The organism is Shewanella sp. H8 (assembly GCF_040285065.1).
Taxonomy (GTDB): domain Bacteria; phylum Pseudomonadota; class Gammaproteobacteria; order Enterobacterales; family Shewanellaceae; genus Shewanella; species Shewanella polaris.
The window spans coordinates 1,525,818-1,540,768 of the sequence record NZ_CP157213.1 but is presented as its reverse complement, the minus strand read 5'-3'; the positions used below and the strand labels follow the sequence as shown (position 1 = coordinate 1,540,768).

General features: G+C 39.8%; 16 protein-coding genes. 6 read left to right on the top strand and 10 right to left on the bottom strand.

The features are described from left to right. Positions 1 to 131: 131 nt before the first annotated feature. Positions 132 to 1,679 (bottom strand): methyl-accepting chemotaxis protein, encoded by a 1,548-nt coding sequence (locus ABIS04_RS06780; RefSeq protein WP_350432973.1) that lies wholly within the window; start codon positions 1,677 to 1,679, stop codon positions 132 to 134. Positions 1,680 to 2,081: 402 nt separating this feature from the next. Between ABIS04_RS06780 and dmeF the strand changes: the two genes are divergently transcribed. The 4 genes from dmeF (at position 2,082) to ABIS04_RS06760 (ending at position 4,501) form a co-directional block, all read left to right on the top strand. Next, complete coding sequence (gene dmeF, locus ABIS04_RS06775; RefSeq protein WP_350432972.1) at positions 2,082 to 3,059, top strand: CDF family Co(II)/Ni(II) efflux transporter DmeF; 978 nt, start codon at positions 2,082 to 2,084, stop codon at positions 3,057 to 3,059. 8 nt (positions 3,060 to 3,067) lie between these two features. Then, positions 3,068 to 3,475 carry a MarR family winged helix-turn-helix transcriptional regulator gene (locus ABIS04_RS06770; RefSeq protein WP_137221498.1) on the top strand — a complete coding sequence of 136 codons (408 nt, stop codon included), beginning with the start codon at positions 3,068 to 3,070 and terminating at the stop codon, positions 3,473 to 3,475. 118 nt (positions 3,476 to 3,593) lie between these two features. Beyond that, positions 3,594 to 4,028: an excinuclease gene (locus tag ABIS04_RS06765; protein WP_140233832.1), complete on the top strand. Its 435-nt coding sequence runs from the start codon at positions 3,594 to 3,596 to the stop codon at positions 4,026 to 4,028. A gap of 149 nt (positions 4,029 to 4,177) precedes the next feature. Then, a complete protein-coding gene (locus ABIS04_RS06760) occupies positions 4,178 to 4,501 on the top strand; it encodes a YkgJ family cysteine cluster protein (RefSeq protein WP_371833634.1) in 324 nt (107 codons plus the stop codon). 83 nt (positions 4,502 to 4,584) lie between these two features. Here the strand turns inward: ABIS04_RS06760 and ABIS04_RS06755 are convergent, their stop codons facing one another. Both ABIS04_RS06755 and ABIS04_RS06750 read right to left on the bottom strand, forming a co-directional pair. Continuing rightward, complete coding sequence (locus tag ABIS04_RS06755; RefSeq protein ID WP_140233831.1) at positions 4,585 to 5,061, bottom strand: hypothetical protein; 477 nt, start codon at positions 5,059 to 5,061, stop codon at positions 4,585 to 4,587. Beyond that, a complete protein-coding gene (locus tag ABIS04_RS06750; RefSeq protein ID WP_350432970.1) occupies positions 5,061 to 6,233 on the bottom strand; it encodes a PepSY-associated TM helix domain-containing protein in 1,173 nt (390 codons plus the stop codon). The genes ABIS04_RS06755 and ABIS04_RS06750 overlap by 1 nt, the downstream gene beginning before the upstream one ends. Positions 6,234 to 6,713: 480 nt before the next feature. On the opposite strand from ABIS04_RS06750, the gene ABIS04_RS06745 reads away from it, so the two are divergent. Next, complete coding sequence (locus ABIS04_RS06745) at positions 6,714 to 7,724, top strand: D-alanine--D-alanine ligase (RefSeq protein ID WP_140233828.1); 1,011 nt, start codon at positions 6,714 to 6,716, stop codon at positions 7,722 to 7,724. 81 nt (positions 7,725 to 7,805) lie between these two features. Here ABIS04_RS06745 and ABIS04_RS06740 read toward each other — a convergent pair whose 3' ends face one another. From ABIS04_RS06740 to ABIS04_RS06710, 7 genes are all read right to left on the bottom strand, one after another. Next, positions 7,806 to 8,405 carry a cytochrome c3 family protein gene (locus tag ABIS04_RS06740; protein ID WP_137221510.1) on the bottom strand — a complete coding sequence of 200 codons (600 nt, stop codon included), beginning with the start codon at positions 8,403 to 8,405 and terminating at the stop codon, positions 7,806 to 7,808. Positions 8,406 to 8,413: 8 nt separating this feature from the next. Then, the gene (locus ABIS04_RS06735; RefSeq protein ID WP_350432969.1) at positions 8,414 to 8,887 is read right to left on the bottom strand and encodes a nitrate reductase cytochrome c-type subunit; all 474 of its coding nucleotides are present in this window, start codon (positions 8,885 to 8,887) and stop codon (positions 8,414 to 8,416) included. A gap of 11 nt (positions 8,888 to 8,898) precedes the next feature. Next, positions 8,899 to 11,388, bottom strand: coding sequence for a nitrate reductase catalytic subunit NapA (gene napA / locus ABIS04_RS06730; protein ID WP_350433399.1), 2,490 nt, complete (start codon positions 11,386 to 11,388; stop codon positions 8,899 to 8,901). A 2-nt stretch (positions 11,389 to 11,390) separates the two neighbouring features. Then, positions 11,391 to 11,648, bottom strand: a complete 258-nt coding sequence (locus tag ABIS04_RS06725; protein ID WP_350432968.1) for a chaperone NapD — start codon at positions 11,646 to 11,648, stop codon at positions 11,391 to 11,393. A gap of 34 nt (positions 11,649 to 11,682) precedes the next feature. Beyond that, on the bottom strand, positions 11,683 to 11,841 hold the full coding sequence (locus ABIS04_RS06720) for a periplasmic nitrate reductase, NapE protein (protein ID WP_137221516.1): 159 nt from the start codon (positions 11,839 to 11,841) through the stop codon (positions 11,683 to 11,685). Positions 11,842 to 12,232: 391 nt separating this feature from the next. Beyond that, the gene (locus ABIS04_RS06715) at positions 12,233 to 13,141 is read right to left on the bottom strand and encodes a class I SAM-dependent methyltransferase (RefSeq protein ID WP_350432967.1); all 909 of its coding nucleotides are present in this window, start codon (positions 13,139 to 13,141) and stop codon (positions 12,233 to 12,235) included. A gap of 31 nt (positions 13,142 to 13,172) precedes the next feature. Continuing rightward, entirely contained in the window at positions 13,173 to 14,387 is a 1,215-nt protein-coding gene (locus ABIS04_RS06710) for an AI-2E family transporter (RefSeq protein WP_350432966.1), read from the bottom strand. 156 nt (positions 14,388 to 14,543) lie between these two features. Between ABIS04_RS06710 and folX the strand changes: the two genes are divergently transcribed. Continuing rightward, complete coding sequence (folX, locus tag ABIS04_RS06705; RefSeq protein WP_350432965.1) at positions 14,544 to 14,912, top strand: dihydroneopterin triphosphate 2'-epimerase; 369 nt, start codon at positions 14,544 to 14,546, stop codon at positions 14,910 to 14,912. Positions 14,913 to 14,951: the final 39 nt, after the last annotated feature.

Below are 14,951 nucleotides of genomic sequence, written 5' to 3'. Positions count from 1 at the left end.
CACTAAGCACTAAGCACTAAGCGATTATAACAGTTGATAAAAGTAGAAAAACAAGGTCATCACCTATCAATTATTCTTTGATTGAATACGCACTAGGTGATAAACATGATCCAGATAGATAGACGTATATTTTATTGTTCTTCAGCCTTATAACCAATTCTAAATCCGCCCCAATGCTTACCGTTAACGTATATAGGCGCCGAAAGGTCATGCATTACTTCACCGGTATCGCGCTTATAAGTTTGCAATAAAAAGCTTTCGGTATTACTACCACATCGTTTACCAGTTGGATCATCAAAAATACGTTTGGTGCGATTACCAGCAAGATCTTGTTCACGATCTCCGGTTAAAGCTTTGGTAAATTTAAGGTTATGAGTAGGGAAATACCCTCTTACATCAACAGCTCCCGCGTAGATGATATCAGAATGATTTTTTAGAATAGCTTCTTGAATACTCGGTAAATTGGAGTCTGTAAAACGGTCAAAACCGGTAGTGAATTTTTGAGGATCAGTTTTTGGAATCGGTTGGTAATTTGAGTCAAATAATTGTGCTTGTGTTAGCGAGCCATTGATAATGGCCTTTTCAAAAACAGTTCCAATCTCGGCAGCGGCATTAAGTGCGACATTAGCAATAACTGAATGTTTATCCGATAATTCAAAATGTTGCAGATGACGAAATATCTGTTCAGCAAAGCCACTTAGCTCAAGCACTCTATCTGAAGCTTCAATCAAATCGGTATCAACTTTGAGTATAGAAGCGCCAATGCCTTCAATATTTGCACCTATACCATTAGTGTTCTCTACGGTAAAACCTACCGTTTGATCCATTTGTAGCATTTCGCTTGCTGCACTGGCCATGCTCTCTTGGCTTGCTTTAGTGAGAATATAAATCTCATTCATACGCTTAGAAAGTTTTCCGCCCATATCACTAACTCGTTGCATGGCTTCAACAGAGTGAATGCTATTTTCGCCTATTTCTGTCAGTAATAACTCGATACCTTGCGTTGCTTCGGCCGTTTTATGTGCCAGATTACGAACCTCATCGGCAACCACTGCGAATCCTCTACCTTGCTCACCTGCTCTAGCAGCTTCAATAGCGGCATTGAGTGCCAACAGATTTGTTTGATCAGATAATTTGTTAATGGTATCGGTGATACTGCTAATGGCGTTTGCTTTATTTTTGAGTTCGATTAATAGCTCTGCAGTTGATTCAATTTCAGTAGACAGGCTACTTTGTTGTTCATCGACTTGTTTAATTTCGCTAGCATAACTTGACGCTTGTGTGTTTGCCTCCTCAACCAATATTCGTACTTTGGATGATTGGCCTAGAAGTTGTTGAGCACCTTGCTCTAAATGACCTGCTCGTTCTGATATTTCGCGAACATGCTGAACTTGTAACCCCATTGCATGTGCCAAGTTTTCAATAAAAAACGACACTTCCGCTCCGCCAATTGCAATCCGTGTGGCGGAGTTACTGATAGCATTAGCATCTTGTTCATCTTGTTTAGGTACATCCAGGGCTTCTGTGTTTATTTCTTGGTATTGGGTAAACCGTAATGTGACAATTGAGGCGACAGCGATGAAAAATGCAAATAACCAATTAGGTAGGGTTAAATAGCTCAGCAACAGTGCGATTGCAAATATCACTAACCCATTAATCAAACTCATTTTATTTAACATGAATAATCCAATCCTTTTTTTATTCAGGTTAGCACTCTCTATATCATTGTATGCTATCTACTTTGGTCTAATCTTGAACAGTTACCTCAACATATCTGATTTAGTTGTTGCCTAGTTATTTAGCTATGGTTAAAAGCTCACATAGCCTTTCTTCCCCATATGCAAAACACTCTTTAGGAGAGAAATAAGTTAACGTTTACTCTTTAAATTCATCCTTCACATTACAAGTATTATCAATACGCTCTGAAACACTCAAAAAAATTGAAGTCAGCCCACTCTAATTAAATGGCTAAAACCGGTATTCACTTCTTTAGGATATTGAGTAAAGATTGATTACAAGCATTTACTTTGATTTTCAAATAGTATAAATTCTATATTACTTGATAATCAAACTAAATTATTATGAAAAATATTGCCCCAAAATATATTCACCAACACAATTTCACATCAGTTAATGAGCAAAATGTAAGACGTACCTGGTATGTACTTGTGATAACCGTTATCACTATGGCCATAGAAGTTATAGCTGGTACTATTTATGGTTCTATGGCCTTGCTCGCTGATGGTTGGCATATGGGGACTCATGCAGCTGCTTTTTGTATCACACTATTCACTTATAGTTATGCAAAAAAGTATGCAGCTAGTGACAAATTCTCTTTTGGCGTGGGTAAAGTTGGGGTTCTCGGTGGATATACAAGTGCAATAGCATTGGGTATTGTCGCAATCATCATGTTAGCAGAATCAGTACATCGTTTATTATCACCCATCGAGATCCAATTTAATCAATCCATTCTAGTTGCTATTATCGGGCTAATCGTAAACATCGCCAGTATGTTTATACTTGGCCATGAACATCACGACCACAGTGATCACCATAGCCATGGACATGAACATGAACATGAACACCATGATAACGATCACGATCACCATGAGGAGCATCATAATCATGACCATCACAGTGGTCATGATCATAATCTCAAGGCGGCTTACTTCCACGTGCTAGCAGATGCATTAACTTCGGTTTTAGCCATTTGTGCACTGTTAGTCGGAAAATTTCTTGGATGGTATTGGTTAGATCCAATTATGGGCGTCGTGGGTGCGGTAATTATTACCAAATGGGCATTTGGTTTAATGAAGCAGACAAGCCCAATTCTTTTAGATGAAAACATCGACAAAAAATATCAATCAGAAATAATTAAAACGATTGAAAATGAACAAACAAAAGTCACTGATATCCATATCTGGAAAATTAGCGCTGATCATTATTCTGCTGCAATAGCTGTGTGCACAACAACAGATGCAAATGTCGAATCAGTTAAACACTCTCTGACTAAGTTTGATAAGCTAAGTCACTTAACTATCGAAGTGAATTACTGCTGAGGCCCTTTATGCATTCTTTGAATAACTTAATCATCGAGTTTTACGACAAACTGTCTTCTTGGGAGCAGTCTGTCGTTAAAGATACGGGATATTCACTAGCACAAGTGCACACTATAGAGGTGCTAGGTTCTCATGGGCCGATGAGAATGAAAGAGTTAGCTGACAGACTTGGAATTACCACTGGAACATTAACCGTTCAGGTAGAAAAGCTGGTTAAGTTTGGCTTAATTACCCGCTCTCCACATGAAGAAGATAGGCGTTCAATATTAGTTGGATTAACAAGCGAAGGGACTGAGCTTCATACACACCATAATCGCATGCACATACAACTGACAGAAGACATTACTCGCCATTTAGACCAAAGTTCAATTGATGTATTAACCCAATGTTTTGACAAAATGAACCGAGAATTTTGATTTTAAATTAAAAAAAGTGGTTATTGATAGGTGTAAAATCAGTGAGTTAATGTTATTTTGCTGCGAATAATGGATTTTTACCGTTTAAACAAAATAAATTAAAAGGATGTTACTCAGTATGAAAAACAAAATCATCGCATTATCACTGGCACTCGCTATTGCACCTTCGGTTTCTTATGCCCGCGACGATGTCGCCAGTTATTCGGTAGCAGATGCACTGAGTACAGAACATGCAAAAAATAAACTCGGCAGCAACGTAACCTTCTATTTTGGTGATCAAGCTTATTCTGAACCCGTTAAAATTATGGGTGAGTTTAGTTCTAACAAAAAGACCAATGCTTTGAATAAATCTGATATCGAAGCCTGTCACTGGGTATTTTTATCGGCAATGATCGCGCTTAAAGAACGAGCGGTTAAAGAAGGTGGCAACGCGGTCGTTGAAATCAAATCAAATTATAAAAATAATCTGACAAGCAGTAATGACACTTTCCGATGTGGTGCAGGTACCTTTGTTGCTGGCGTTGCATTAACCGGTAAAGTGGTTATGTTATAATTTTCAACAGCCAAGCGCTCATTGAGTTTGCTTGGCTTGTTCCAATCTCATGATTATTTGCACTAAGATAACGTCAACACCGCTAAATTACGGTATCCTTAGCCCAAATGTTCAACAGCAGCCCTCAAATGCCCACCAATATCATTACCATGTTCCCTGAGTCGTCCGACAAATCATCGACTACCACAACGATAAACTCTGTTGAGCAACCGGCTGTGACTTGTTCAAATTGCCAAGCTTGTTGTTGCCGCTTAGAAGTGATGTTAATAACCGAAACAGGTGTGCCTAAAGTGTATATAGCCAAAGATAATTGGGGCGGAGAAGTGATGCGCCGTCTTGATGATGGTTGGTGTGCTGCCCTAGACAGAGATACTATGATGTGTTCGATTTACGAACTTAGACCGCTGATTTGCCGTGAATTTGAAATGGCCGAATACGAATGCGTATCTGAACGCGAAGCCTTTGGCATTTAGCCATGGGAGTGATTGTTACGATAATCGTCTTAACATCGACAAACCGCTCAATAACCCCCCAATACACCAAAGACTACAATCGTTTAGTTTGATGACGAATAAAATGTTTCAGGCAGCGGCCAACTAATGACTTGTTGCTGCTCTTGCCAATTTTCAATAGTTAACCAAATTTTGTGCTCAGCACTAAAGGCTTCTGGCGCAATAGCATGAACTTCTTGTCCATGTTGGCTGCCATGTAAGATGCCTGCATCACCCAACTCTAGTGTTTCCAATGGCAAGGGCTCAGTGCCGATAGTTAAATATGCTTGGCGAATAGCATTAACCTGCCCTTTGCTAAACAATAATAAAAAGTCTTTCGTATAGGTACCATCATGAAGATATGGTGGCTCTAAATTATACGGTATCGGTGTTATTTCAAACGCACCAAGCTCTTGAGTAGGCAGTGCGTCAGGAAATTGTGGAAATAGTGACTGATATAAAAAATAACAAATTAGCACTAGCATCAAGCCATTTATTTTATACTTGTAACGATTCCAAATATTGTTTTGAATGCGGGCCATTAGTTACCTTCCTGCTCGACTAGCGGTGGGTTATAAATTGTCGACGTATCGTCTAGGTCAGTTCTAGCGGCTTTTACGGTTCGGCTTCCCCACATTAAAAATCCTGTTATAGACATACCTGTTAGAAAAACCCCGAAAATAAACCAAATAACTTTAGTCCATAACCCCCCTATTGTGCCGTAATGTAACGGGTCAGCAATATGCGATAGCGTTTGCAACGTCGTCATTTTCGCCGGCGATCTTTCACTTTCAATATTGCCGCTCCATGGGTTAACTGTCACACCATAAGCGTATTGGTCATAGAAAATATGATCGCCTTGACCATACACTTTGTATGTATCTCGCTGGTGCTCAGGAAGCATAATGTAGGTACTTTTAAAGTCAGGAAACTTTTCTTCAGCCACTTGTAGCGCATTAGATAATGTATACGGCCTAACGGGAACACCATTTAATGATGTAGGCACTTGGCTTGCTTCAATTAAGGGAGCATGGGGCTCTAAGTCTATGTGATTGTGCCACATAATAGCTTGAGCCAAATACCACAACCCAGTAATGCTCATTAACATTAAAAACCACATAGACCACACACCAGCTAAACGATGTAAATCAGCAAGCAGTGTTTTTTTACCTTGAGTGACACGTAATTTTGGCTGAGTAAAAGCGCGCCAAAACTTTTTATAAATAACCAGCCCAGATATAAGCGCCCCCAACATGACAATGGCCATACAACAGACAATATAATAACCAACGCTGTAGTTACTATGCCAAGGAAACAACAACCAACCATGCAAGGAACGCATAAAGTTAGTGAAAGTCATGCCAAGATTAATTTCTTGAATTTTGCCTGTGTATTGGTTGACGTAAGCAATGGCAAACGGGACATCTTTATCATTAAAAATAATGGCATTGACCAAATAAGATTCAAAGCTCATCACCGTTGTAATGCTTGCCGTTGGGTGCGCTTGCTGAACAATGTCTACGAGTTCTGACATCGATTTTTCAGCCAAATGTTGCGGATTACTAGCACGAGATTCAGGATTAGTGAGCCAGGTTAATTCGTGACTTATCACTGAAATAGTCCCTGTTAGGCACACAAAACAAAAAATTATCCATACGGGTAACGAAAACCAGCCATGAAGCTTAAACCAAAATTTATTACTAAGTTTTGCCATCAGTTTTCCAAATTTGTCCATTGTCTTTATAGAGATGAATATCTCGCACATGCTAATACGATTGATAACTAATCTCAATAACTATTGAGTGATAATTATTATCAATTGTAAATTTTGCGGTTATCTTCGCATTTTCATCAAAATGGCTACCTTATCGGTTGCTATTAATCATTATTAGCATTTGAAAAGCATCTGTCACACGTGTTGTCGCTTAGAAGATTATGAGAACCGAAGCCTGTGAAGCCAAAACTAACATTGCCAATTAATACAATCGCTTCGGGAGGTAATGGAGATGTGATAACTGTTTATTCTCTCGTTAAGGTTATTTAATTGAACTACATTCGATAATAAACCTAAATAGTTGAAATATTATTAACTCTTACTTGCACTGCATGGCTATGGGTCTTTATCATAAGCGTTACTTATTTAGGGCTAATATAATCCGATTTAGCTCATTTCATTGGTCTTTCAGGAGCAACCATGCCAAAAATTAATCTGCTGTTATTGTGCGGCGGAGGCAGTGCAGAACATGATATTTCGTTGATGTCTGCGCGTTTTTTTGAGTCATCACTGGCAAAGTCAGATAAATTTTCAATACTTAAATTAGTACTTGATCAACACGGGCACTACCATACAGAAGATGGTAAATTGTGCGATTTAACCAATCGTCGTGAAATCCGTTTTGAAGATGACAGCACACCCACTTGGCCTGTTGATTATGTTATTCCATGTATTCATGGATTTCCTGGTGAGACTGGTGATATCCAATCTTACTTTAACTTAATCCAACTGCCCTACTTTGGTTGTGAGTCGGAAGCATCGAGTAATTGCTTTAATAAAATCACTGCAAAAATGTGGTTTTCCGCTTTAGGTGTACCCAATACACCGTACATTTTTTTACACCAACTTGATGATGATGCAATTAAGCAAACTGAAGCCGCATTTGATAATTGGGGCTCGGTATTTGTTAAAGCTGCTTCACAGGGTTCATCTGTGGGATGTTATAAAGTCGATGTTAAGGCCAATATTGCTGAGGTGTTAAAAGATGCCTTTAGTTATGCGCCTTATGTGGTGGTTGAGCAAACTATTCATGCGCGTGAATTAGAAGTGGCTGTTTACCAATACCAAGGGGAAGTGATAGCAACCTTACCAGGTGAGATTATTTGCGACAGCAATACCTTTTATTCGTTTGACGAAAAGTATGCTAAAAATAGTAAGGCCCGTACTGATGTTGTTGCTAATAACCTTAGCCCTGAAATCAGTCAACGGATCCGTGATTACGCGGTAAAAGCCTTTAAAGGGATGAAGTTACGTCACTTATCGCGTATCGATTTCTTTTTAACCGAAGATAATGAAATCCTATTGAATGAAATCAATACCTTCCCTGGGTTAACACCTATTTCAATGTTCCCAAAGATGTTGCAAAACCATGGACATGATTTCACTGAGTATTTAATTGATGTGATTGGTCAACAAGTTGATTTAACCTAAACTGCTTCAATTCGAAATGCATAAAAACAAAAGGCCAGCAAATTTGCTGGCCTTTTCTATACGCTTACAATATAAAATTGCCTAGAACCCTTCTACACCCGCCATATCAGGTAAATGATGTGCAATCCCTTTATGACAGTCGATACAGGTTTTATCTCCACTAGCCAGAGACGTTGAATGCATTTGTGCTGCACGCGTAGACTGACGAGTGAAATCCATATAATCAAAGTTATGACAATTTCGACACTCTAGAGAATCATTGGATTTAAGACGCTTCCATTCATGCTCAGCCAATTCGCGACGCTTAGCTTCAAACTTTTCGCGAGTATTAATAGTGCCAAAAATTTTGCCCCACACTTCCTTAGACGCTTGCATTTTACGGGCAATTTTGTCAGTCCAGTTATGTGGTACATGACAGTCTGAACACGTTGCGCGTACTCCGCTGCGGTTAGTAAAGTGAATCGTACTTTGTAACTCTTGATAAACGTTACTTTCCATTTCATGGCAACTAATACAGAATTTTTCACTGTTACCAAGTTCTAGAGCAGTGTTAAATCCACCCCAAAAAATAATTCCAGCGATAAAGCCGCCAATAGTTAAGAAGCCAAGACTGTAATGGACACTCGGACGACGCAGTACTTTCCACACTAGCTTTAGTTGCTCAAACAGTTTTGCAAACATAATTGCTCCTAGTGCTTCTTAACTGCGGCTTTCGCCTTCATTAAATGATCAATATCGACAAAGTCATTTTCGACTAGTAACTTGGCATCTAATTGCGGTGCATGACATTGAGTACAGAAATAACGACGTGGTGATAACTCAGCCAAGAAATTATTGTCACGATCCATATAGTGAGTCACGCTCACCATTGGAGCCTGTGAATGTCCTGTACTAGTACGTGCATGGCACTGGAGACACTTATTTGCCTTTAGATCAATTTGATAACCATCAATCTTATGTGGGATCACCGGTGGCTGCATTGGATAGCTACGTACCTGTTTAACATCGGTATTGATCACTGCTTGCATCGCAGGCGGTGTCGGTTCGACATTGATCGGTGCTAAACGTAATGTGTCGATTTTGTCTTCAGGTACACTGGCAGCCATTACACTTACAGAGAAACCCAATAACGCGATAATCGATAATAATTTACCTGTTTTCATGGTCTGTCTCCTTAAGCCTTAACAATCTTAATGGCACATTTTTTAAAGTCTGTTTGTTTTGACAAAGGATCTGTCGCATCTAACGTCACTTTATTAATGAGCTGGCTGGCATCAAACCAAGGCACAAAGACTAAACCTACTGGTGGTTTATTGCGGCCACGCGTTTCCACTCGAGTTTTAATTTCACCACGACGAGAAATCACTCTAATCTCATCACCACGACGTAAACCACGCTTTTTAGCATCTTCTGGGTGCATAAAACACACAGCATCTGGGAAGGCTTTATAAAGTTCTGGGACACGTTGTGTCATTGAACCAGAGTGCCAATGTTCAAGTACACGACCTGTTGATAACCATATATCGTATTCTTCATCTGGCGACTCAGCAGCTGGCTCGTAAGGTAATGCAAAGATAACCGCACGACCATCTGGCTTACCATAAAACTCATAGTCTTTACCGGCTTTAACGTATGGATCTGACCCCTCACGGAAACGCCATTTGGTTTCTTTGCCATTAACCACAGGCCAACGTAAACCATGCTCTTTGTGGTACATATCGAAGTCAGCTAAATCATGACCATGGCCACGGCCAAATGTAGCGTATTCTTCGAACAAGCCTTTTTGAACATAAAAACCAAAATGTTTAGCTTCGTCATTTAAGTACTTAGGATCAGCATCACTTAGCGGGAATTTTTCAACGTTGCCATTTTGATATAGCACTTCATATAAGGTTTTACCTTTAAATGAAGGATTAGCGGCTAACACGTCTGCAGGCCAAACTTCGTCAGTTGTGAATCGCTTAGAGAATTCCATTAACTGCCATAAGTCAGACTTTGATTCACCTGGCGCTTTAACCATTTGATGCCAAAATTGAGTACGACGCTCGGCATTACCGTAAGCACCTTCTTTTTCGACCCACATTGCTGTTGGTAAAATCAAATCGGCGGCTTGGGTGGTAACAGTTGGATAAGCATCTGACACTACAATGAAGTTTTCAGGATTACGGTAACCCGGTAAGCCTTCTTCGTTAATATTGGCGCCTGCTTGGATATTGTTGTTCACTTGAACCCAGTAGCAATTTAAGTCGCCATCGGTTAAACGACGGCTTTGCTCAACCGCATGGTAACCAGGTTTAGGCGGAATAATACCACTGGGAATATGCCAAATTTCTTCAGCATGTTTTCTGTGTTCAGGATTAGTGACTACCATGTCAGCAGGTAAACGATGTGAGAAAGTCCCCACTTCACGTGCTGTACCACAAGCCGATGGTTGACCTGTTAGTGAGAATGGGCTGTTACCTGGAGTAGAGATTTTACCTACTAGCAAGTGAATGTTATAAATCAGGTTATTACACCACACACCACGGGTATGTTGGTTAAAGCCCATGGTCCAGAATGACGTCACTTTACGATCTGGATCAGCATATAACTCAGCCAGTTCAATTAACTTATGTTCAGGAACACCAGACAACTTACTGACTGATTCAACATCATAATCTGCAACAAATTTAGCAAATTCGTCAAAGTCCATCGGCGTAGAATCGCCAGCGGTATCGACGTTTTTAGCTTTCATTTCTAATGGGTGTGTTGGACGCAAACCATAACCAATGTCGGTCGTTCCCTTGCGGAAATTAACATGCTTTTTAACGAAATCTTTATTCACTTTATCGTTTTGAATAATGTAATTAGCAATAAAGTTAAGCATCGCCAAGTCGGTTTGTGGCGTGAATACAATCGGTAAATCGGCAAGGTCGAATGAACGATTTTCAAAGGTAGACAACACAGCAACTTTAACGTGTGGCGCACTTAACCGACGGTCGGTTATACGAGTCCACAAAATTGGGTGCATTTCAGCCATGTTTGAGCCCCAAAGCACAAACGCGTCTGCCGCTTCCATATCGTCATAACAACCCATTGGCTCATCAATACCAAAAGTACGCATAAAGCCACCTACAGCAGAAGCCATACAGTGACGAGCGTTAGGATCGATGTTATTTGAACCAAAACCAGCTTTCATTAACTTAACCGCAGCATAGCCTTCCCACACGGTCCACTGACCAGAACCAAACATACCAACAGCAGTTGGGCCTTTGGCTTTAATGGTGGCTTTCCAGCGTTCAGCCATAGTGTCAAATGCTGTCTCCCATGTAATAGGAGTAAATTCGCCATGTTTGTCATATTTGCCATCAGTCATACGCAACATAGGGGTTTGCAGACGATCGCGACCGTACATAATTTTAGAAAGGAAATAACCTTTAATACAGTTTAAACCACGGTTAACTTCACTTTTTGCATCACCATGGGTGGCAACTACTTTACCGTCGCGGGTGGCAACCATCACAGAACAACCTGTACCACAAAAACGACAAGGGGCTTTGTTCCATTCTAATTTGGTTTGTTCTGAGCTAGTGATCAGGTTACTTGCACTTGTAGGTAGTGCTAAACCTGCAACACTTGCCGCTGCGATAGCGGCATTCGCTTTCATAAAATCGCGGCGATTCATTTTCATACTTCACCTTCTTCAAGATCTTCGCTTTGGTGATAAACCATGGTGGCAGTTAACACACCAGGAATGCCGTTAATTGTTGAGATATCATCCATCAAAGATCGTTGACTGCTACCTTCTAAAACAACAACTAACTTAACGTCGTTATTCGCTGACAGCTCAGCATTCTTGATGGCCATAATTTGTTGTCTTACTTCAGCCATTTTCTCAGGGTGTACTTGGACAATCAGGCTGGTTACGTGAAGTTCATTGCTCATACATCACTCTCGCATTATTTATTTTATTATTAGGTTAACCTGCGCCTGGTGGCCCAGTTAAAATTTGGCTAAACCAGATGGTAAAACCTAGTGCGCTAACCAGTAACACAGATAAAATCGGGGCTAAAAAAACGGTTAAAAAAATAAAAATTTTTAACTCTAAACCCTTTTCGCTTTTGATTTCATTACTCATGGATCCTCCAAGAGTGGATGGAAAAACAACGAATCATCATCACTTCATTGCTTCTTTCATTAAGATTCGTAAGAATTTTATCTTTAAACCAGTGACAAACTATATACTCACAAATTGGTAAACCGAGGTTAATATGATCTAGATCATCAATTTAAATAAATCATTAGCTAGATCATGATTTACAAGCTTAAATATCGATTAAATAAAGGAATATTTAACGATTTCTTGATAAATATCACCCTTTACTAACATAAAGTATAAGTCACAAAAAGTTAACTTGCCCAAAACTCATGTTGATTAATTGTTGAGCGAAATTAAACGATAGTATTTTTATTACCACAAAAAAAACCGACAGCCATTGACTATCGGTTTTATGTAAAACACTCATAAATTAGCTTAAGCGGTAACGCAATACCTTTAACGATTTTTGCTCATCAACATCAGCAAAAACTGACGGATTGGCAATTCGCTCTATATAAGTTAATTGTGGAGCAGTGCTCGCAACTTGTTGCATTAAAAAATCACAACCAAGCTCTGGAGCATTTAAGCACAGCAACACTTCACCTTGAGGAGCAAGCAAGTCAGGTAGACGTTTCAATAAACGCTCATAATCTTTAGTCGCAACAAAGCTGCCGCGCTGATTACTGGGTGGATCAGCCACAATCAAGTCATAAGGTCCAAGCTTGGTTAGCTTACCCCAAGATTTGAAAATATCGTGACCTAAATAACGGGCTCCTGCAGGTAAGTCGTTTAATACATGGTTTTGCTTACCAATGCTTAACGCACCTTTACTCATGTCCATGTTGACCACTTCATCAGCACCGCCTTGTAAAGCAACCACAGAAAAGCCACATGTATAAGCAAATAGGTTAAGCACTTTTTTATGCTTTGCATGTTGCTTTACCCATCCTCGACCATTGGCCATATCTAAAAATAAACCGTGGTTTTGTCCGCGTAATAAATGCACTAAAAAACGTGCACCATTTTCGCTGACGATATGCGGTTCAGGCACTTCTCCATACAATAAATCACTGAATGTTTGCCCACCTTGACGGTATTGGTAGACTAAATTGAGAGGCTCATTTGGGCGTTGTTGCAGCCAAAGTGCCTTTATTGCAATCACTAATTCATCCAGTTGCTCGGTTTCGAGCATCTTAAAACTGGTGAGCAATAATACTGGCTTATACCAATCTAAACACAGGTGTTCATCGCCCACATATAAACCACCACGACCATGGAATAACCGGCAAACATCATCACCGAATGTTAAAGTGGGGACTAGTTGTAAAAAACCTTTCATACTCTCTCTTAACTAAATACAATTAATTGGGTTATACATCGGTGGTTGATGACTTGGTTTTAGCATCATTATCCACGTTAGTATCATTATCAGCACCACTATCTAGCTCATTTTTTTCATCATTATTAACATAATGGCCATCGTCACTATTGCATTGCTCTTCAACCGCCACTTCGGCTTCAGCTTTAACACTATTGGCTTCTTCAACGGGCAAGTCATCACCAACATCTGACAATAAAATAGCAAGCCAATTGCCCGACTCGCTCGATTCAAGACCGATTTTAACAATCATAGTTAAAGGTACTGACAACAGCATTCCAACAGAACCAAGCAGCCAGCCCCAAAAAATTAATGATAAAAATACCACCAAGGTAGACAAGCCTAAGCCTCGCCCCATAAAGCGCGGTTCAATTACATTACCCATCACCATATTGGTACCGACATACAGTAAACCGGTAATACCCGCAGCACCGGGGCCCATTTGAATAAAGGCCAATAACACTGCAGGAATTGCCGCAATAATAGAACCAATATTAGGAATATAGTTAAACAGAAAAGCAACTACGGCCCACAACAAGGCATAATCAACGCCGATAATGGTTAAGCCAACGCCAATAACCACCCCAGTAGCCAAACTAACGAGCGTTTTAATCACCATATATTGATTAACCGACTGCAAAAATTTGTCGATTTGCTTTAAACGCTTGTCAGGAGCATCTAGTGCTAAGTGAAACTTTCGAGGCATAGATTGAGCTTCAAATAACATAAACACGATTGTCAAAATGATCAGAAATAAATTGGCCATTACATTGCCGACACCAGACAACATGTTGGTGGTCATGGATAACGCCATGCCAGGGTCAAAGTAGTCGAGCACTTTTTGTTTTGAAATCTGAATATTAAAGTCTTGGAGTTTTTCAAGGATCCATGCAAATTGCTCAATCAATTGCTCGCGGTATACTGGCATTTGTTTGGAAAACTCTGTCACCGAACTACCCACTAAACTGGCCAGCCACAGTCCCATTAATACAATAAATCCCATGAGTAAAATAATCGACAGCCATTTAGGGATATGATATCGCGTCATCAACATGATGGCAGGATTACAAATGACCGCTAAAAATGCAGATAACACAAATGGCACCACAATAGGGCTAGCCGTTTTAATCCCAGCTAAAATAACCACAACACAAGCCATTACCACAAAACTGCGCACAGCCATTGAGGGTTGTTGTATTCCTTTCATAGGGCGAAAATCCTTATTGTTGCTTATTTAAATGCTTCGATATGCTAAGCTAAAATCAGTAACATATTGCAAACTAAGTTAAAATTATTGTCGATTCACATATCAGTTGATGGCAATATGAGCTTACAATGACTTTTTAGGACCCACTGACATCATATGAAACCAGAAACCGCCATTATACGCATTAAAAATTTACGTTTACGTACTTTTATCGGCATTAAAGATGACGAAATCAATAATCAACAAGATGTCATCATTAACGTGGTTATCCATTATTGTGCAGACAAAGCACGTGATAGTAACAATGTAGAAGATGCATTGAATTATCGCACTATAACTAAAAAAATCATTGCCTTGATAGAAAATAATCGTTTTTCTTTACTCGAGAACTTAACCAGTCAAGCCCTTGCTATTGCCAGCGAACATGATTGGGTTGAATTTGCCAGTGTCGAAATTGATAAGCCCCATGCACTGCGCTTCGCAGATTCTGTGTCGATGGAGTTATGCTACCAAAAAACGCAATAACAGTTATGTTTCCGACAATTTGTGATCATTTCTATGCTA